Origin of the sequence: Streptomyces sp. NPDC002730 (genome assembly GCF_042888805.1) — a bacterium.
In the GTDB taxonomy this organism is placed as follows: Bacteria; Actinomycetota; Actinomycetes; order Streptomycetales; family Streptomycetaceae; genus Streptomyces.
Map to the genome: position 1 here is coordinate 632,314 of NZ_JBIAQG010000001.1, position 17,444 is coordinate 649,757.

17 protein-coding genes are annotated in these 17,444 nt (G+C 67.3%); 11 read left to right on the plus strand and 6 right to left on the minus strand.

From position 1 onward, the window contains the following. Positions 1-13: 13 nt before the first annotated feature. From ACFYXH_RS03195 to ACFYXH_RS03220, 6 genes are all read left to right on the plus strand, one after another. The gene (locus ACFYXH_RS03195; RefSeq protein ID WP_389560134.1) at positions 14-1,351 is read left to right on the plus strand and encodes a sensor histidine kinase; all 1,338 of its coding nucleotides are present in this window, start codon (positions 14-16) and stop codon (positions 1,349-1,351) included. 45 nt (positions 1,352-1,396) lie between these two features. Continuing rightward, complete coding sequence (locus ACFYXH_RS03200) at positions 1,397-2,473, plus strand: response regulator (protein WP_389560136.1); 1,077 nt, start codon at positions 1,397-1,399, stop codon at positions 2,471-2,473. A 262-nt stretch (positions 2,474-2,735) separates the two neighbouring features. Next, positions 2,736-2,981 carry a hypothetical protein gene (locus tag ACFYXH_RS03205; protein WP_389560138.1) on the plus strand — a complete coding sequence of 82 codons (246 nt, stop codon included), beginning with the start codon at positions 2,736-2,738 and terminating at the stop codon, positions 2,979-2,981. After that, a complete protein-coding gene (locus ACFYXH_RS03210) occupies positions 2,978-3,640 on the plus strand; it encodes a pilus assembly protein TadG-related protein (RefSeq protein WP_389560139.1) in 663 nt (220 codons plus the stop codon). The genes ACFYXH_RS03205 and ACFYXH_RS03210 overlap by 4 nt, the downstream gene beginning before the upstream one ends. Before the next feature lie 31 nt (positions 3,641-3,671). After that, complete coding sequence (locus tag ACFYXH_RS03215) at positions 3,672-4,268, plus strand: hypothetical protein (protein WP_389560141.1); 597 nt, start codon at positions 3,672-3,674, stop codon at positions 4,266-4,268. Continuing rightward, positions 4,268-4,933 carry an OmpA family protein gene (locus ACFYXH_RS03220; protein WP_389560646.1) on the plus strand — a complete coding sequence of 222 codons (666 nt, stop codon included), beginning with the start codon at positions 4,268-4,270 and terminating at the stop codon, positions 4,931-4,933. Before ACFYXH_RS03215 ends, ACFYXH_RS03220 begins: the two co-directional genes overlap by 1 nt. Before the next feature lie 69 nt (positions 4,934-5,002). Here ACFYXH_RS03220 and ACFYXH_RS03225 read toward each other — a convergent pair whose 3' ends face one another. Together ACFYXH_RS03225 and ACFYXH_RS03230 are read right to left on the minus strand one after the other, a co-directional pair. Then, positions 5,003-5,194 (minus strand): hypothetical protein, encoded by a 192-nt coding sequence (locus ACFYXH_RS03225; RefSeq protein ID WP_389560143.1) that lies wholly within the window; start codon positions 5,192-5,194, stop codon positions 5,003-5,005. An 11-nt stretch (positions 5,195-5,205) separates the two neighbouring features. Beyond that, positions 5,206-6,057 (minus strand): helix-turn-helix domain-containing protein, encoded by an 852-nt coding sequence (locus ACFYXH_RS03230; protein WP_389560144.1) that lies wholly within the window; start codon positions 6,055-6,057, stop codon positions 5,206-5,208. 318 nt (positions 6,058-6,375) lie between these two features. Here ACFYXH_RS03230 and ACFYXH_RS03235 point away from each other — a divergent pair, with 318 nt between their 5' ends. The 3 genes from ACFYXH_RS03235 to ACFYXH_RS03245 all read left to right on the plus strand — a co-directional run bounded on the left by ACFYXH_RS03235 (position 6,376) and on the right by ACFYXH_RS03245 (position 10,524). Beyond that, a complete protein-coding gene (locus ACFYXH_RS03235) occupies positions 6,376-6,855 on the plus strand; it encodes an ATP-binding protein (RefSeq protein WP_389560145.1) in 480 nt (159 codons plus the stop codon). A gap of 427 nt (positions 6,856-7,282) precedes the next feature. Then, positions 7,283-9,898 carry a hypothetical protein gene (locus ACFYXH_RS03240; protein ID WP_389560146.1) on the plus strand — a complete coding sequence of 872 codons (2,616 nt, stop codon included), beginning with the start codon at positions 7,283-7,285 and terminating at the stop codon, positions 9,896-9,898. Continuing rightward, complete coding sequence (locus tag ACFYXH_RS03245; protein ID WP_389560148.1) at positions 9,898-10,524, plus strand: hypothetical protein; 627 nt, start codon at positions 9,898-9,900, stop codon at positions 10,522-10,524. Before ACFYXH_RS03240 ends, ACFYXH_RS03245 begins: the two co-directional genes overlap by 1 nt. A gap of 260 nt (positions 10,525-10,784) precedes the next feature. Here ACFYXH_RS03245 and ACFYXH_RS03250 read toward each other — a convergent pair whose 3' ends face one another. From ACFYXH_RS03250 to ACFYXH_RS03265, 4 genes are all read right to left on the minus strand, one after another. After that, positions 10,785-10,979 (minus strand): hypothetical protein, encoded by a 195-nt coding sequence (locus ACFYXH_RS03250; protein WP_389560150.1) that lies wholly within the window; start codon positions 10,977-10,979, stop codon positions 10,785-10,787. 181 nt (positions 10,980-11,160) lie between these two features. Next, positions 11,161-12,699, minus strand: a complete 1,539-nt coding sequence (locus tag ACFYXH_RS03255; RefSeq protein ID WP_389560151.1) for a hypothetical protein — start codon at positions 12,697-12,699, stop codon at positions 11,161-11,163. Between the two features lie 305 nt (positions 12,700-13,004). Next, positions 13,005-13,619 carry a hypothetical protein gene (locus ACFYXH_RS03260; RefSeq protein ID WP_389560153.1) on the minus strand — a complete coding sequence of 205 codons (615 nt, stop codon included), beginning with the start codon at positions 13,617-13,619 and terminating at the stop codon, positions 13,005-13,007. 162 nt (positions 13,620-13,781) lie between these two features. After that, positions 13,782-15,155 carry a PQQ-binding-like beta-propeller repeat protein gene (locus ACFYXH_RS03265; RefSeq protein ID WP_389560155.1) on the minus strand — a complete coding sequence of 458 codons (1,374 nt, stop codon included), beginning with the start codon at positions 15,153-15,155 and terminating at the stop codon, positions 13,782-13,784. A gap of 143 nt (positions 15,156-15,298) precedes the next feature. Here ACFYXH_RS03265 and ACFYXH_RS03270 point away from each other — a divergent pair, with 143 nt between their 5' ends. Both ACFYXH_RS03270 and ACFYXH_RS03275 read left to right on the plus strand, forming a co-directional pair. Continuing rightward, positions 15,299-15,763 (plus strand): hypothetical protein, encoded by a 465-nt coding sequence (locus tag ACFYXH_RS03270; RefSeq protein ID WP_389560156.1) that lies wholly within the window; start codon positions 15,299-15,301, stop codon positions 15,761-15,763. A 335-nt stretch (positions 15,764-16,098) separates the two neighbouring features. Further along, complete coding sequence (locus tag ACFYXH_RS03275; RefSeq protein ID WP_389560158.1) at positions 16,099-17,349, plus strand: hypothetical protein; 1,251 nt, start codon at positions 16,099-16,101, stop codon at positions 17,347-17,349. Positions 17,350-17,444: the final 95 nt, after the last annotated feature.

Sequence of the window (17,444 nt, forward strand, 5' to 3'; positions counted from 1 at the left end):
AGGTGAACGGCTGATGGTGTTTCAACTCAGTGGAACGCAGGGCGTGCTGACCGGCGAGGTGGGCTCCGCCACCACCACACCCGAGTCGCGTCCCGCGTTCGCCCTTCAGGTCAACGCGCTCCAGGCGATGTGCCGCCAGGTCTTCGGCTTCCGGCTCGCGATGATCGCCGTCGCGACACCGTTCGCCATTGACCGGACCGCCCCCGGGCTCGCCACCTGGCTGATCGGTGCGGCCGTCCTGGTCACCTTCATGGGCTCGTACGTCCTCTTCCGGGACTGGGAGCGCTTCGGCCCGCTCCTCCTGCGCCACCCCTGGCTGCTCGCCGTCGACGCCTTCTTTGGTGCCCTGCTGCTGATCACGGGCACTCCGGAGTCAACGCTCGCCTACGTCACCGTCTGCACCCCGCTGTTGGCCGGACTCGTCTACGGCTGGCGCGGGGCGGCGGTCTTCGCCGCTCTCCAGACGTTGATCATCTTCGTGGTGTACGGCACGGATTCGAAGGTGCAGGCCAACGACGCCACCTCCCTGCTGCTCCCCGGCTTCTGCGTCATCGCGGGCGCGGTCGGTGTCACCCTGCGCAACCTGCTGCTCCGTTTCGGCACGGCCAGCCAGGCCTTGACCGAGACCCGCGCCCGCCTTGCGGTCAGCGAAGCCGTGGAGGGCGAGCGGACCAGGCTCGCCCGGGAGATGCACGACTCGGTCGCCAAGACCCTGCACGGCCTGGCGCTGGCAGCCGAGGGGCTCGCGGGCTCGGCCGACCGTATGGATCCGCTCACCGTCAAGCACCAGGCCGAACTCGTCGCTCGGTCCGCCCGGCGGGCGGCGGCCGAGTCGCGGGAGCTGCTCTCCGATCTGCGCCGCGAGTCCGGCCTCGACGGCGGAATCGACGTCATGAGTGAACTGGCCGCCAGAGCCGATGACTTCACCCGTCGCCACGGGCTGACCGCCACCTTTCGGTTGCTCGGTGAGACGCCGGTGCCGCAGGTGCCGCAGGCCGTCGCCCGGCAGCTGCTCACCATTGCCTCCGAGGCGATGGAGAACGCCCACCGGCACGCCCAGCCCACGTATCTCGATGTCTCGGCCGGTGTGGTGGGCGATGTCCTGCGCATGAGTGTGTACGACGACGGGCGCGGCCTGCCCGCGGGGACATCGCTCGACGATCTCAAGCGCGCAGGCCACTTCGGACTCGTCGGCATGGTCGAGCGCGCTGCGTCGATCGGCGCGCGGATACGCATCGGCAAGGGCCGCGCGGCGAGGGGCACCGAGGTGCGCCTCGACCTGCCGTTCGCCGCACTGCTCGCCGCCGCACCGGAACCTCAAGGCACTTCACCCGTACCGCTGTTGAACTGACCGTCCCCCCATCGTCCCCCCAACACCCTGAGAGGAGGCCGCAGAATGCCGGACGACATCTCCCGTACGTCGGGACAGAACTGGGCGCAGCAGACCCATGTCTCACAGCACACGTCCTCACACGCCACCCCGCTCAACTCGGAGCACAGCTCCTCCGGGTTCCCCGCCTCTCCGCAGCGGACAGCGGCATCCGGAGCGATGCCCGCGTTTCCCCCCGCCCCTGACATCCCGGTCCCGACGGCCCTGAGAGTCGTCGTCGCGGACGACAACCCGGTGGTCCGAGCAGGCCTGGGCGCACTGCTTTCCGGCCGCGAGGACATCGAGGTCGTGGCGGAGGCTGCCGACGGCCGCCAGGCGTATGAAGCCACCGTGCAGCACAGGCCGGATGTGGTGCTGCTCGATGTGCGGATGCCCGGCGTGGACGGCATATCGGCGCTGCCGCATCTGGTGCGGGTCGCGCCGGTGCTGATGCTGACGTACAGCCGCGAGAACGAGATCGTGCACGAAGCGCTGAGGCTGGGCGCGGGCGGCTATCTGGTGCACGGCGAGTTCACCGCCGACCAACTGGTGAAGGCCGTACGAGACGTCAAGAGCGGCCGGGCCCACTTCACAGCCACGGCGGCGAACGCGCTGCTTGAGCACATGAGGCAGGGCCCTGCCCCCGCAGGCGGCGGGCCGCTTCCTGAGGGCCTCGGCACCGCTCTGACGGCGGGGGTCCCGCACGCGGGGCCCACCCATGACGGCCATCCGCCGACGGGGGTGCGGGGACACGGTGCGTATGCACACCGCCCTGTCCCGGCGAGTCCCCCACCTGCGCCACAACCTGCCCGACCGTCACATAGGCTTTCGCAACTGCAACCAGTTGTGGCAGAGTCTTCTCCGGCAGGAGGGCCGGGTCGGCCCCCGAACAGGGAAGAATTCGGACTGAGTTCGCGGGAGGTGGAGGTCATGGAGCTGATTGCGTCCGGTATGAATAACCAGCAGATCGCCGCCACCTGCTTCATCAGCGAGAAGACAGTCAAGAACCACATCAACCGGATCTTCGCCAAACTGCACAGCGCTACCCGCAGTGAGGCGATCGTCCGATGGCTCGGCACGGCGTCGGCCACGGACCGGGCGTGAGGGGGACAGGCGGTCATGGCTGAGCGGGGGATCGAGCACGGTGCGGGGCTGGGCCTCGGGGCCCAGGCCGGGACCGGGAGGGCCCAACGTTCTCTTTGGGCCTTGGATTGGGCCCTGGGACCCTCTGGTGGATGGGGTGCTCCGGCGTACGTTTCTCGTGTCGCAAGCGGCACCGGCAAGGAGGAAGCCGGTAACGCAGGCAGCACCACAGAGACTTACGCGTCGGCCGGCTGTCGGTCGGCCGAACCTGGAGGGGAACACCATGTCGAACAACACCATGCTGAAGGCCGCCGTCAACACCCAGATCCGCGTCAACGGTTGGGCGAACACCGCCGTCACCAAGATCCAGAAGCGCTACGAGACCAAGGACCGGGGCCAGACGGCTTTCGAGTACCTGGGCATCATCCTGGTGGTCGTCGCGATCATCGGTGGCATGGTGGCCTCGGGCATCGGTGGAGCGATCACGACCCGCATCAAGGGTCTGGTGAACTCGATCACGGCCAAGTGATCAAGTACTGCCGCAGCGATCGAGGGCAGGCCTTCCCCATCTACATCATGATGGTGGCGGGCCTGCTCTTTCTCGCGTTCGCTTTCTTTGCGGTCGGTAAGGCATCGGCCACTCGTAACGGAGCTCAGGGCGCCGCGGATGCGGCCGCGCTCGCCGCAGCCCAGGAAGCCCGTGACCAGATGGGGCCGGCATTCCTCGCGGCGCTTCTGCTGCCCGGGGGGCTGGACGACTTCTTCGAGGACAACCGTATCGGCGGGGGCGGGTCTTGCGACCAGGCCCAGCGCTTTGCCGCGGAGAACCGTTCTGACGTCGTTCCGTACGGCTGTGACTGGCACAGCACCAACTCGCGGGGCGAGGTCACTGTCGAGGTCAAGACCCGTTACACAGTGGGCGATTCGGTGATCCCCGATACGGAGACCAGGCACGCCACGGCCACGGCGACTGCTGTGGTCGAGTTCCGGTGTAGCCCGAAGCCCGAGGACAAGCCCGGTGACGGCAATGGCCGTGACGAGGACAAGGACGACAAGAAGGACGACAAAGCCGGCCCGATCAAGTTCGACTGTGACGGCCGAAACGACCTTGAAATCGATCCTGCCGATCCGGATCCGTGGGCCGAGTTGGGCAAGACCCTCTTCGCCGTGCACTTGATCGACGACTGACAGCGAACGACGAGTAAAGGAAGCAAAATCCATGAGCATTCGGCGTACTGCGAAGACCCGAAGGGTAGTGGCAGCAGTCTCGATGACGGCCGCTTTGGCCCTTGCTATTACTGGTTGCGGTGGTGATGACGGCGACAAGTCGAAGAACACTGAATCGTCATCGTCCAAGCCTGCCGGTGACGGAGGCTCGAAGGAAGACACTGCGGCCGGGGGCAAGGTAGACCCGAATGTGAAGCTCGCTGAGCTCAATGGGCGAGATGGCTTCGTGCTGACCATCAACGCGGTCCAGCGCGACTCTGGTGGTTTTGTCACGGTGAGTGGGTCGATCAAGAACACGAGTAAGGACTCGCTCAACGCGTCAGGGATGGAAGGCAGCGAGAGCCTGGTGGTGGCGAATAACCCCAACTCGGTTGCGGGGGCCACCTTGGTGGACAAGAAAGGTAAGAAGCGTTACTACGTGCTGCGGGACACGGATGGTCGCTGCCTGTGCACCACTGGCATGTTGCCGATTGCCGCTGGGGGGAGTACCCCGGTCTTCATGCAGTTCCCGGCCCCGCCGGAGTCGACGAACGAAGTCAGCTTCACACTGCCGTCGTTCGCCACTGCTGACCTGAAGATCTCTCGATGATGGCCAACATGACCCACACTCGTACCCGGTCGAGGTCGCCGCGTAGCGCAGGAACGGCCATTGCGGTGGCCACGCTCCTAGCAGTTACCGGGGTTCTTGGTGCCGGAACCGCGTTTGCAGAAGATGGCCCGAGTGTGCCTCCCGGCACCGAAGCGTCCGCCAAGCCTCCGGTCGAGGTGGACACAAAGGATCCCGACCTCAAAATGGCGGATGGTGGCACTCTTGCCCGGGCCAGGGTGCTCGACATCGTTCAGGTTGTCGAGGACGAAGGCGGCGAAGAGCGCCGCGAGGACACCAACGCGGACATCAAGTTCGCGCTCCAGGCCGAGGTTCTCTTCGGCAAGGACAGCGCGAAGCTCAGTAGCGCGGCCAACGGCCGCATCGCTGCCATCGCTGCGGAGATCAAGAAGCAGAACGCCACGAAGGTGCGCGTCTTCGGCTTCACCGACAACCTCGGTTCGTCCGAGCACGGTGATGTGCTGTCCAAGCAGCGTGCCCAGGCAGTAAACAGCGTGCTGTCCAAGGAACTTGGATCCGGCGTAACCTTTGAAATCCGCGGCTACGGCGAGCAGTTCCCGATCGCCGACAACAGCACGGAAGAGGGCCGCAAGAAGAACCGGCGCGTGGAGGTCTCCTTCCCGCGGACGGAGGGCTCCGACAGCTGACACTCACGCAAATGGGCCCGGCCCGCGACCTGATCGCGATGCCGGGCCCTTCGTGCGTGTGGCGCTGGTTCAGAGCAGGTGGTCCGCCTTGCCGGCCTTGATTTCGCGGATCAGGTTCCGTAGAGCTTCGTGGCTGTCGGTGAGGTGACGATCCTCCTCGCCGAGGACGGCGATATACCCGTTGCCGTCCTGGTCGGTTCCGAGTCGGAAGCAATTTGCGCCCTCTCCGCAGTAGGGCTCTTCCCAGAGGATGTCAGGCACGTTGCGTACTCCTAGAGGTCGGCGGCGATGGCGCGGATGAAGTCGCGTGACTCGGTGGGGGCGAGTGCGACGGCTTGCATCGCATTGAGCTGGGCGCGGTACTTGTGGAGCTGCATTTCGGAGTCGATGAACTCCGGACCGTGGGTGCTGTCGAGTTCCACGGTGTCGAGTCGGGGGACGCCGTTCTCGGCATAGATGACCGACTGGCCGGCTCCCGGAAAGCCACCTGCCTTGAATGGGATGACGCGCACCGTTACGTCATCGCGTTCGGAGACATCCAGGATGTACTCCAACTGCTGCTTGGCGACGGCCGGTCCACCGAACTCCATGCGCAGCGCGGCTTCGTAGAGGATCAGGTCGAGTTCAGGAGCGTCCGGCTTGTCGAGCACCTGTCTGCGGTCGAGGCGATGGGCTACTCGCACGTCGACGTCTGCTTTGGGCAGTCGTGGGATGACGTGCTCGAAGACGGCCCGAGCATGTTCCTCAGTGTGTAGGAGCCCAGGCAGGTGCACTGTGAGGGCGATTCGAAGTCGTCGTGCATGCCATTCCATCTCAGCGATGTCCAGGAAACTGGCCGGGAGTTGACCCCGATACACCTCCCACCAACCCTTCCCCCGGTCTGCGGCCATGGTGGCCAACGCGTCCACCAGAGCGTTGTCTGCGGATCCGTAGTTGCTGGCCAGCGTGCGCACGCGGTCGGCGCTGATGCCGGACCGGCCGGACTCCATGTTCGGGACGTTGGTGCGGGGGACACCAAGCAGTCCGGCAGCGAACTCCGTGGTCATGCCCGCAGCGATCCGCATCTTGCGCAGCTCCGCACCAAGCCGCCGTTGGCGCTCCGTGGGTGTGCTCCTTGGCGGCATGTGCCCCTCCTATACGGCCTGGCAGTGGGCTCAGTCTGCCCTCGGTGCGAGTGGTCGGTCCACCTATGGCGTGATGACTTCCGCCAAAGAGTAGTACACGTACTCCATGATGCACTACGGTCGGTAACGCACCGCTCACGTAGATGAGTTGGAAGTGCATCGCGCGGTCCTGCCCGCAGCCTCCTTCCCTGGGAGGGGCAGCCCCGCGTCAGGGAGACAGGCCACTGCTCATCACGCGTACCACCATGCGTGAGCCACCCGTGCGCACCCATGCGAAACAGAGAACCCCAACACCCCACCCCATCAAGGGAGTCGACGATGCCTCCATTCCTGCGCTCTGCGCTCTGTCCTGTCGCCGCGACCGACCGCCCCACCGTTCCCGGCGGGTTACCGCCCGCCCCCGGTCTCGCGCTGAGTCTCACCGTTCCCGGTGAGCCGTGCAGCGCCGCCATCGTCCGCACCGCCATGGCCTCCGCGCTGCACGTCCATGGCCTCGACCGGTACACCCCGCCCGCCACCCTCGCCGTGACCGAACTGATGGCCACGGCAACGAAGTTGACCCCCAGTCGGGATCTCTACCTTTCCCTCCGGCACCGTGACGATGTACTCCGTCTGGTCGTCTGGGATCAGCACCCGCAGCACACCGACCCCGACGCCGTAACCCTGTGCGACGAGCGACGTCGGCGGGCGCTGTGGCTGCTGACAGCCGTGGTCGACGACTGGGGTGGCGAGTGGGGCGTCTGTGACGCGCTCCCGCCCCACCACGGCACCAAGTCCTGGGTAGTCCTGCCCCGCTGAAGCCCACAGGGCCGGCTGCCTGTACTGCGGCGTCGCCGTCCCCTTACAGCGGGCGGATCGGAGGCTGGCGCGGGCTGCCTCGGGATGCGGCGCCGACTTTGGTGACATCGAGTACACCCTGGCTTGAGCGGGTGCCGGCAAATGTGCAGCCCGGCAATCGCGGGGATGCTCGACCCTCCCGAGACCGGCATCAGCGCCATCGCGACCTCAGCGGCGCGCATCGAAGACGGGTTTGGGTCCGAGCTTGGGTCCTGGGGCCCACGGCGCGCTTATCCGCTCCCCGTACGATTGATCACCGGGGTGGGGCGCCGCGCGCCACCATGAACGGCCGTTTCCGTTCCGGGGGTTGAGGTCAGGCATGTCTTTCTCTGGTGGCGTTCCATGGTCCGGCAATTCATGGCAGGTCCATGACGCTCCCCGCCGGTCCATGCCGCAGCCGCTCATGGTGGCCCGCTGGCTTGTTTACGTGCTGTTCGGGGCGACCCTGCTGGGCGGCATCGGCCTGTTCCTCACCGCAGCCTCCCTGGACGCGGTGAACGGCACGCTGCTGGGGCTGCTGGCGTACGCGGCCGCGCCGGGGGCCGTCGGCTGGGTGCTGGCGCGGCGGGCCTGGACCGGCGGGGTCCGGGTGTGGTGGGGCCTGATCGCCGTGCAGGCGTGGCTGATCCTCGGCGGCCTGTCCAACATCCGTGACGGTTCGGTTCAGGGTTTCACTCAGCTCTTTCTGCCCGTCCTGATTCTGGTGTTCCTGTGCCGCGAGGAGAGCCGGGAGTGGTTTCGGCTCGCGGAGCAGGAGCGGGCCGGGCGTCCCCCCTTCTCACTACCCCACATGATCAAGTGGCGGCGGGACCGCGGGCAGACGGCGGTGGAGTATGCCGGTCTGATTGTTGTCGTCGTGGCGATAGTTCTGGCAGTCGCCCTGAGCGGAGCCGGCGGTCAGATCGCCGATGGCATGAAGTCTGCCATCTGCTCGCTCACCGGCACGTCTTGCCCCGCCGACGGAGCCACCGGGGACCAGACGGTTGAGGCGGGCGGCGATGCCGAGGGTCAGCCCGGTTCGACGCCGGATGACGACACCGCCACCGGCGGTACGACTGGTGGCGGCACGGGAGGCGGCACGGGAGGCGGCACGGGAGGCGGCACGGGAGGCGGCACGGGAGGCGGCACGGGAGGCGGCACGGGAGGCGGCACGGGAGGCGGCAACGACAATGGCGCCTCCGGCGGGGGAGAGGACATCGGCTCCACCGACGAGGCCGGCGATCCTACTGACCCCTATGAGCCCATCGCGGCCGATGAGGACGGGAGGGACGACGACAAGGGCAAGGACGGTGAGGAGAAGGAGGAATGCTCCGGCTTCTTCGGGTGCACCCTCGATCAGCTCGGGCAGGTCGGCGAAGGCTTGGTCGTCGACGGAGTCTGGGGCGATGTCACTGACCTGTGGAACACCGTCATCCACCCGATCGACACCGTCTCCGGCATCGGCGACTACGGGAAGTCGCTCGGGGACAAGTGGAGCAAGGACTCCAAGGACGCCGGTGACAAATGGGCTGATGGTGACTACTTCGACGCGCTGACCGACTGGGGCGGCGCCTCAGTCAACACGGGCGTCAAGGTCCTGGACGACATGTTCGTCGGCGAGGAGGTGCGCGAAACCTGGAACCGGGGCGAGGAGACCCAGGCCACCACCACCGTCATCTGGAACGTCGGCTCGCTCTTCATCCCCGGCTACGACGTGGCCAAGGTCGCCGGAAAGGCCAGCAAACTCGGCAAGCTGGGCAAGCTCGCCCAAGCCATCGCCGACGTGGCCGACAAGGCCAAGGGCGCCGCGGGCCGGGCCCGTAAGGCAGCGGGGCTCGGCGACGCCAAGGGTGCCCGTAAGGCAGCCGAAGAAGCGCAGGAGCACGCCGACGACGCGGCCAAGAAGGCGGAGGAACACGGCAGTTGCACCATCGCGCTGGGCGCCTTCAGGCGCGTGCCGTACGAGGGCGGAGGTGCGGACCGTAACCCCAGCGGCGTGCCTGGCTCCGGCACCGGAATCCTGGCAGCAGGACCCGCCGACTCTCCCCTGATCGTCCTCGCGGCAGGCAACGGCAAGTGTGAGGGAGAGGAGGCGGACAACGCTCGCGACGCCCAGAAGGATGCTGACGACGCCGACCGGGCCGCTGACGGAGCCGAACTCTCCACCGCGGCCGACCGGGCCAAGCAGACCATCCGGGACGCCAGCGACAAGCAGAAGACGCCCAAGTCCGAGCGTTACAGCCTCAACGAGGGCGCGATCGACAAGCTGGCCGCGAAGGCCAAGGACAACCCCGACCTCAGCCGAGGCGAATTCGGCAAGGGCGAGCTGGCGTCCGCTCTGGATGACCTCACCGACATGCTCAACGACAAGCGCATCGACACCCAGAGCCGCGGCTCCCTGGGCGGGACTGTCCTCAAGGCCACCGACCGCCACCAGCTGGCTGAAGCCATGGCTGAGGTCCGCGCGGCCAAGCGCGCCGCCGACCTGGAGGCTGCCGAGGGCACCAAGGTGTACGCGAGTGTCGGTGCGAAGAAGGGCCGCAAGTCGGTGGACTTCGGAGACGGCAAGCCGATCGACGTCAGCACCATCGACGACGTCGACGTCGCCTACAAGGGCAAGGACGGCAAGACCCACGTCGTGGAGGTCAAGAACACAGGCAATGCGACCACCCAGGCGTCCCTCCCCGCTCAGGCCAAGCGGCTCGCCGATTGGGCCAAGGAGGGCGGGGTGACACCGCCGCGAGCGGCCCGCTACCAGATCGAGACCCCGAAGGACTGGGACAAGATCTTCAACGGTTTCCAGAAGGACAGGAAAACCGGCACGACCCCACCAGGCACCCCGGCTCAGACCATCGCAGACAACGGTCTCGGCGCCCGGATCGCTGGTCAGGACGTCACCCCCAAGCAGTTGAAGGACATGGACGCTGCGTGGAACTCCAAGACCGACGCGGAGAAGCAGGCCGCTCGTGACTCCGGCAAGATGAAGGATCCCAAGAGCGCGATGGAATACCTGGGAGTCTCGTGATGAGGACGGAAGACGACGGGGAGGAGCCCTTGCTTCCCGAGGCCGTGCGCGCCCTGCCGTACTCCTGGGACTATGGCTTCATCTGGCCCCCGGATGCGGAGGAGAGCGAAGAAAACCTCGCCTACGCGCGAGCCGTCCTCGAGGCCTGCCTTCCTCCGGCTCCCCTCGCCGCGCCCGAGCCTCCCCCTGAAGTGTTTCTGAAGTTCCTGGGGGAAGACGCGTCCTGGCCCGAATGGACCGAGATCAGGAGCGTGCTGCGAGAGTGCATGCCCTACGCCCGCTGCGTGACGCGTGAACGCATGGCCGACGCTGAGGCGGAGTGCGCGCGCAGAGGCTTCGACACCACGGACTTCACCGAGCGGTGGACCGTCCGAATCTCTGCCTGGATCGCCGAACAGGTCCTGTACTGGTGCGGGCTCATGGTCGATGACACCGCCGCGATCACTCCATGGGCCATGGAGCTCGCCGAGCGGTACGCGCAGCGAGGCATGGCCGCCGAGCAGGCCGTGTGGGCACTCCGCAACACCGCCGAAGTCCCGCAGAGCCGCGAGGCCCTGGCCCGGCTGGCCGCAGACGAGGCGCTGCCACCCGAGATCCGCGAACTGGCGACCGACGGATTGCCGTAACGGCAGGACTGCAATTCGAGGAATGCCGGTACCTGGGCGCGCCGTGGGTGCCGCCGCCGGGGCCGGGGCGGAACAGGAATTCGTCGAGCGGTGGGTGGGCCGGATCGCCACCTGGATCGTGCAGGAAGCCGAGAGGCGGCTGGACCTCGGCTGCGCGGAGGAACCGGCCGTTCTCAACAGGCCCAGGGCTGCCGCTCACGCAGGTGGCCCGGCCCGCGACTTGATCGCGGGGCCGGGCCCTTCGCGTGTGCGGTTGCCGTTCAGAGCAGGTGGTCGGCCTTGCCGGCCTTGATGTCGCGCATCAGGTTCTGCAGGGCCTCGCGGCTGTCATTGAGGATGGCGTGCCCCGCGCCGGGGAATGCTCCGGCCTCAACAGGTAGGACGCGCAGCTCGATGTTGTCGTGCTCCGACGTGACGCACAGGTGCGTGAGAACCCCACTGGCGGTCCAACTCACGTGCAAGATCAGCCAGATGCCCCTCCGCCGCCTCCACCGCGTCGTTCCACTCCTCGCCACCGTCCTCGGCCGGTGTGCTCTCCCGCACGATGGCTGGATGAACCGCCGGATACGAGCCCACATGTCCGGTGGTGGGGGGAGAGAGGGGCGGGCCGGGAGGGAACCGGCCCGCCTGCCCGATCTAGCTGCATGCCTCGATGGGCTTGAAGGACCGGGCCCCGTTCTTGCCCGTCGGGGCTCCGAGGTACTCGGCCTTCTCGAGCTCCGCGCTCTCCGTGTCGTGTTTCGTCGTGTACCCGAGCGAGAGGCCGGCCTTCAACTCGAAGCCGCCTTCCTTGCTGTTGGCATCCACCGTGTGGGTCGTCTTGGTGCTGATGGCGGCGTCGTGGAGGAGACGGGCGTACGGGTCCTTGCTCGCGGTGAGTGGCGTTCCCGGCTTGTCGGGCGACTCCGCGGGAGGCGTATCGGTCATCATTCCCGTCAGGGTCCGGCCGTCCACGTTCGGCTTGCCCTCGGAGCTGCCGACGATGTTGTTGTTGCCTTCGCCGATGGCTTTTTCCACCATGTCACGCTGCTCGCGCTGCCAGGGTTCGATCTCTGTCTCCGGGGGGAAGGCGAGGGTCGTGGTGGTGGTCTCCACGTCCTTGAGACCGTTTTTGTTCCCGCCCTTGGCGGTGCCCTTGGCGCCCTTCCGGTGCTTGCCCTTGCCCGAGCCGCGCTTGCCCTTGCCCTTGCCTTCCTTTTCCCCTTCGACGTTGGTGGCGGCGCTGCCCTCCTTGGTGACGGTCTTGACGACGTCGATCCGGGCCAGCTTCCCCTTGTTCGGGCCTTCGGAGTAACGCGTGACGGTGATGGCGCCGTTGAACCCGGCGCCGGCCTCCCCCTTGAACTTGGCAGGAACCTCCTTCGCACCCCACGAGGTCTTCCCCTTGGCGCTGACCTCGAAGTCGCGGGTGGTGGAGATGACCGGTGGGCGCAGCCAGTTGTTTATCACGGTGCGCTTCATTCCGCTCGCGTCGACGGCTCCCGAGATCCCATAGGCGCTGTTCTTGGTCTCGCCTTCGAGCCCGAGCTCTACTTTTCCCTTGACCTTTGTCTCTTCCGTGCTGATGTGGTTGTCTTTGTATTCCTTGCTGAAGTTCTTCCGCTCGTCCTTGTCGAGATCGATACCGACGACCCGCAGGAGCCCCTTGCCGACTTCCTTCGGGGGGGAGTCCTGAAGGTCCTTGACCTTCTTCTGGAACTCATCGGCCTTCTTCGGGTCGGAGAAGACCCAGGTGTCACCGTCCTTCACCTCCACCCCGGCGCCGAGTTCGAGGACCTTCGCCTTGTTATTCCCGAACTTCGCCTTGCCTCCGGTTTCAAGGCCGGCCTCACCGCCCTCCTGGACAGTGACCATGATCCGCTTTCCGGTGCCCTTCGAGCCGTCCGGGAGCTTGTCCGAAGTGTCCGTGAACTCTTCCCGCTTCATGGTGAACTTGCTGCCCAGTTTGACGACGGCGACCTTGACCTCCTGCCCTGAGTCGCTCTGCTCGTTCTTTGTGTTGCACAGGACGGGCCGGTAACTCTTGTCCCTGTCCTCGGCCTCATCGCCCTGGGCCATGGTGCGGATGTCGCAGTTCGATCCGCCGGTCAACCTGCATATCTGGGCGCTAATGCGCCCAGCGATGTCGCCGCCTACACCGGCGGCCGCCACGCCCCCGATGAGCGCGGCGACCACGATGACGACACCTACGTAGTCAATGGCGCCTTGCCCGGCATCGGTTGACAGCCTGCGCGAATTTGATATCGACCCTTCGAAGGGTTCCATTTCCCCCGCCCCCTCCCCCGCGGGCTTCCGCAGGGTGCTGATGTTCCGCAAGAATGGATGAACGCCTCGCGTGGATTACGAGGCTGTCGCCCGCAACTCCAAGAACAATGGACAGGAGTTGTCGAGGACGAAGTGTCATGGGTGTGCCCGGATCGGTTCATGGGCCCGCGACGCACGAAACGCCACGGTCCGGAAATCCGGCCGTGGCGCCGGTCCTACTCGGAATCGACGACCTGGACGCTCTTGGCGACCTTCTCCAGCTCGTCGGAGCTCAGAGCGGATGCGGCGGCGTTGATCCGTACGAGAAAGGTCTCGCCGCTCTTGTCCGTGCCCACCACGTCGATTCCGTTGACCAGCTCACCCTTGGGCGGGGTCGTCGGCTCTCCCGTGGCCTTGAAGGAGTAGTCGACCCGCTGGCCGTCATCAGTGCCGCCGACGGTGAAGTCCTTGAACCCCTTGATCTCCGCCCGCAGTTCGTGGTCGCCGAGGGCGGAAGCCGCCGCCTTCTTGGCGTCACGGGTGTCGTCGTACTTGAGCACGACCGAGATCTTCCCGAGCTGGCGTCCGTTCTGCTCCAGCACGGCCGCCCCGTCGGCGGCCTCGGGCCGCTCCGACTCGGACTGGACCTTCCACTCCGTGGGGAAGTCCACGGTGATGTGGGGTGTCTTCAGCCGCTCGTAGCCCTCCGGGGTCGCCTCGTCCGCCGCTCCGCCCCCGCAGCCGGCCAGCAGCAGCATCGCGACCGCCGCGCCGCCCATCGCCATGGCGCTCCGTCGGGGTCCGCGTTCTCGCATCCGCGCCGCTTTGTCTATCGGTCCGCGGTGCTCCATGCGTGTGGTTCCTTCCGTACGGCGTGCTCAGCGAGGGGGAGTTGCGCCCCGTGGGGCAGTTGGTGTTCGAGAATCGTACAGAGCAACGTTCGCTGACGCATGGGCCCACGGGCCCAATTCGCAACCCTGTACGGGGACTTGCCGCTCCGCCTGACGGAGACCTCACGCCTGCACCGCGTCGACCCCCGCGTCCGTGAGCACATACAACCTGTTGCCGGCGACCAGGGGGACTCGACTCGCACCCGGTTCGCCCTTCACGCGCCAGCGTGCCGCTCCCGTACGGGCGTCATAGGCCCACAACTCCGAGGTGTGGGCCACCAGTACGGACTGATCACCCGCCAGAGCCGGTGTGGAGGTACAGCTGTTGGATGGCGTGCGCCACAGCTGCTTCCCGTCGGAGGCGGCCCTTGCGGTGACGTAGCCGCCGGGCGTCTTCTCTCCGTCGGTGAAGGGGTTGTGGAAGCCGGTGTCGACGGAGTGCGCGCCTCGGTAACCGTCACTGGTAGCCAGAAAGACGGCGGATCCGCCCGACGCCGCCTCGGGAGCCACCGGTGAATCGACTGTGGCGCGCCAGCGCCTGTCGCCCGTCGCGGCGTCGTAGGAGTACACGGCCCCGGTCCCGCCCTCGCAGGCATAGACCGTACGCCCGTCGGCGGAGAGGGTGATCCGCGCGCCGACGCCCTCCGCCGACTCCTTCGGCGGCGCGGGTGACTTCCAGCGCCGCTCCCCGGTGGAAAGGTCGTACGCGGCCAGTTCGTTCAGCTTCCCCGCCCCGGTCGCGTACAGCAGCTTCGTCCCCAGCGCCACGCTGTCCTGCTTCGGCAACGACCAGCGCTCGTCCCCCGAATCCGCGTCGAGTGCGACGAGCCGTTCGCCGTCCCGTGTCTCCGCGATCAGCTGTCCGCGGGAGCGGTCCCCGAGCAGCAGCTGGTTCCCCTCGGCCCGCCACTTGACGCGCCCCGTGTCCGTAGCCAGCCCGCACAGCACGCCCTCGACCAGGGTGCGGGTGGAACCGGCCTCGTCCGCCACCTTCTCCGTCTCCATCAGCACGCACACCGTGGAGCCGATCACCACGGGCGCCGCCGGAGAACCGCCACCCAGCGGCGCACTCGCCCAGCGCCGGCTGCCGTCGTCGTCCGCGAAGGCGTTGACGTGTCCGTCCCTGGCCGCGACATAGACGGTCCCTCCGGCGACCGTGACAGGACCGAGCACCGCCTCCCCCTGCTTGCCGCCGGTCACTTCGGCCACCCACCGCTCGCGTCCGCTCCCGGCGTTCACCGCGTGCACGGACAGCGGGCCGTTGGAGGTGACGTAGAGAGAGGTGCCCGAAATGCTCAGCCAAGTCACCCCGGTGGCGGCCCCGACGATCGCGTACGTCCAGGTCGCCTGTCGCTCGGGCGGCGCCGGAATGCCCTCGTCCTCCCCGCCGAAGACCTTCCACGCAGCAAAGGCCCCGGCACCTACGACCCCGGCCCCGAGCACTGCCCGGCGTCCGACGTGCCCTCCCTGTCGCCTGCTGTGACCTTGTGCGTTCACTGCTTCACCTTTCGAGTCCAGCGGCTTCCGGGCCTCCTCGCGCAGCTCCTCGCGCTCCCCTTCGCACCCGGGTGGAGAGCCGGATCGAACACGATCGACTGCGATAGCGTGTGCGATCCCGAGGAGTCAGAGAGAGGTGCACGATGTACGGCACGCGCAGCAACCAGGCCTCGCCGCCAGCACATCACATGCAGGGATGGGGGTTCCAGGAGCGTCCCAAGTGGTTCTTCCCACTGATCCGTTCCTGGGCCGTCGGCTTCGTGGCGCTGACCCTGCTGAGCATCGTGGTGACCTACGCGGAACAGGGCGTCTTCGACTCCCGCCTCCACGCCTTCGGCTGGCGGGTCGCCCTCGTCTACGTCCCCAACGTGCTGACGACGACCGCCTGCGTCCTGGCCGCCGCCCGCGTCCACCGCGACCCGCACCGCGACTCCCTGCCCCGCCATCTGACGGCGACCCTGGCGGTCCCGGTCTTCGCCCTGGTCATATCGCTGGTCAACGGTTGGGGCGCGCTCGACGCGGAGGTCGGCTCGATGATGGTCGCTGCGGTGCTGCTGGGTGGCACGCTGGCGCTCACCCTGGACCGGGTGCTGGAGAGCCGCCGCTGAGCTCCTGGCGTACCGGCGGGGGCCAGAGGTGGCGGTGCCGCCCGGGATCCTGGCGCAGGCGCGCTAGTGCTGCCTGCTGCGGTGCGCAGGCTGTCCGGGCCCTGGTGGGACACGACAGACCTGCGATCCGGCTGCTCGCCAACCACGAAGCCCGTCCAGCCGATGAGGTCCGCCTCGCCCTACGGATTGGCCGCCTCCAGCGCCGCGGCGAACTGACCACTCCCCCGTGCCCGTGCTCGCCGCGTGGGAAGCGGGAGAGTAACTGGAGCCGTAGCAGTGACGGCGGGCCAGATGGTGAGAATGGGGCGGCAGCGTCGACCAGGAGGAGCGGGATCATGTCGAGAACCCGAGGCGGTATGACAGTCGGTGCGGCGGCGCTCGGTGTGTTGATGCTGGTCGCGGGGGTGGCCCAGGCGGCCCCGGCGTCGGACGGGGCCCGGGGCGTGGCCGCGTATCGGCTGGCGGACGGCGCGAAGCCGGTCAAGGGAGCGGCGTCGTCTGCGGACGGGCCGGTGCTGGCTGAGCCGGGGACGTATACCGACACGATCTCCCAGGGCGAGAAGAAGTTCTACAAGGTGACGCTGGACGGGAAGTCCAACGCCTATGTCTCTGCCGTCCTCGCCCCGCCCCCTAGAAGTGCGACAGGTGTCCTGGACGGCATCCGCGTCTCGCTCGCGTCCACGGACGGCACGAGTTGCAGTCCTGACGCGGACATCACGTTCCAGAGCAATTCCACCCGCCCGGTCGCCGGGTATGTCACGCGCCGAATCGAGCCCAGCCGCGACTGCCAGAAGGCGGGGGACTATCTCTACGCGGTGGAGTGGACGGGGTCGGGGAGCACCGGTGCACGGAACTGGCCCATCGAGCTGAAGTACATGGCGGAGCCCGGCCTCAAGCCTGATGCCCCCGCGCAGGGTCCCGCGACGTCGTGGAGTTCCGAGACGCCGTCGCCGTCGTCCGCGGGCGAGCCGAAGACCGTGGCCGGCGGCAGCGGATTCAACGACGCGGCGGCGGTGTACAAGGGCGCCTGGCGGGATGAACTCGAGCCTGGAGGCAGCCGGTTCTACAAGGTGCCGGTGGCCTGGGGGCAGCAACTGTTTGTCGGCGCCCAGTTCGCCAACTCCAAGAAGGGGTTCGTCGCCATCAACGGCCTGCGGGTGTCGCTCTACAACACCGCGCGCGGCGTGGTCGACGACAAGACCGACAACTACATTGGCGACCCAGCGGCGATCGAGCTCGGGACGGCCCCGGCGGCGTACGCGAACCGGAACGGGAACGGCTCAGATGCGGTGCGGGCGATGCGTTTTCAGGGCTGGTACTACGTGCAGGTCACCCTTGAGCGCGAGGTCCCGAATCCCGTCCCCGTAACCCTGAACCTGGGGATCGAGGGGAAGGCGCAGCCGGGTCCGGCGTACGACGGCGACGCGGACAAGGCCGGGTTCGGGCTCGGTGACACGGGGGAGGAGAGCGGGGTTGTCCCGATGCGGGTCCTCGGGATCACGGGGATCGGGATGGGAACGGTGCTGGTTCTGGGCCTGGGTGTGTGGACAGTCGTAGGACGCCGAAGGCTGGGAACTCGGAGCTGACGCTCACGCAGAGGGCGACTCGGTGTCGCCAGTGTTCCATGTCGTACGCATGGGCGGCACAGTCGGCACGTTCTACAGCGCCACCTCGCGGACGC

Coding starts and splice junctions, on each gene's coding strand:
- ACFYXH_RS03195 (WP_389560134.1), top strand. CDS start 14: ATGGTGTTTCAACTCAGTGGAACGCAGGGCGTGCTGACCGGCGAGGTG.
- ACFYXH_RS03200 (WP_389560136.1), top strand. CDS start 1,397: ATGCCGGACGACATCTCCCGTACGTCGGGACAGAACTGGGCGCAGCAG.
- ACFYXH_RS03205 (WP_389560138.1), top strand. CDS start 2,736: ATGTCGAACAACACCATGCTGAAGGCCGCCGTCAACACCCAGATCCGC.
- ACFYXH_RS03215 (WP_389560141.1), top strand. CDS start 3,672: ATGAGCATTCGGCGTACTGCGAAGACCCGAAGGGTAGTGGCAGCAGTC.
- ACFYXH_RS03220 (WP_389560646.1), top strand. CDS start 4,268: ATGGCCAACATGACCCACACTCGTACCCGGTCGAGGTCGCCGCGTAGC.
- ACFYXH_RS03230 (WP_389560144.1), bottom strand. CDS start 6,057: ATGCCGCCAAGGAGCACACCCACGGAGCGCCAACGGCGGCTTGGTGCG.
- ACFYXH_RS03235 (WP_389560145.1), top strand. CDS start 6,376: ATGCCTCCATTCCTGCGCTCTGCGCTCTGTCCTGTCGCCGCGACCGAC.
- ACFYXH_RS03240 (WP_389560146.1), top strand. CDS start 7,283: ATGCCGCAGCCGCTCATGGTGGCCCGCTGGCTTGTTTACGTGCTGTTC.
- ACFYXH_RS03245 (WP_389560148.1), top strand. CDS start 9,898: ATGAGGACGGAAGACGACGGGGAGGAGCCCTTGCTTCCCGAGGCCGTG.
- ACFYXH_RS03260 (WP_389560153.1), bottom strand. CDS start 13,619: ATGGAGCACCGCGGACCGATAGACAAAGCGGCGCGGATGCGAGAACGC.
- ACFYXH_RS03270 (WP_389560156.1), top strand. CDS start 15,299: ATGTACGGCACGCGCAGCAACCAGGCCTCGCCGCCAGCACATCACATG.
- ACFYXH_RS03275 (WP_389560158.1), top strand. CDS start 16,099: ATGTCGAGAACCCGAGGCGGTATGACAGTCGGTGCGGCGGCGCTCGGT.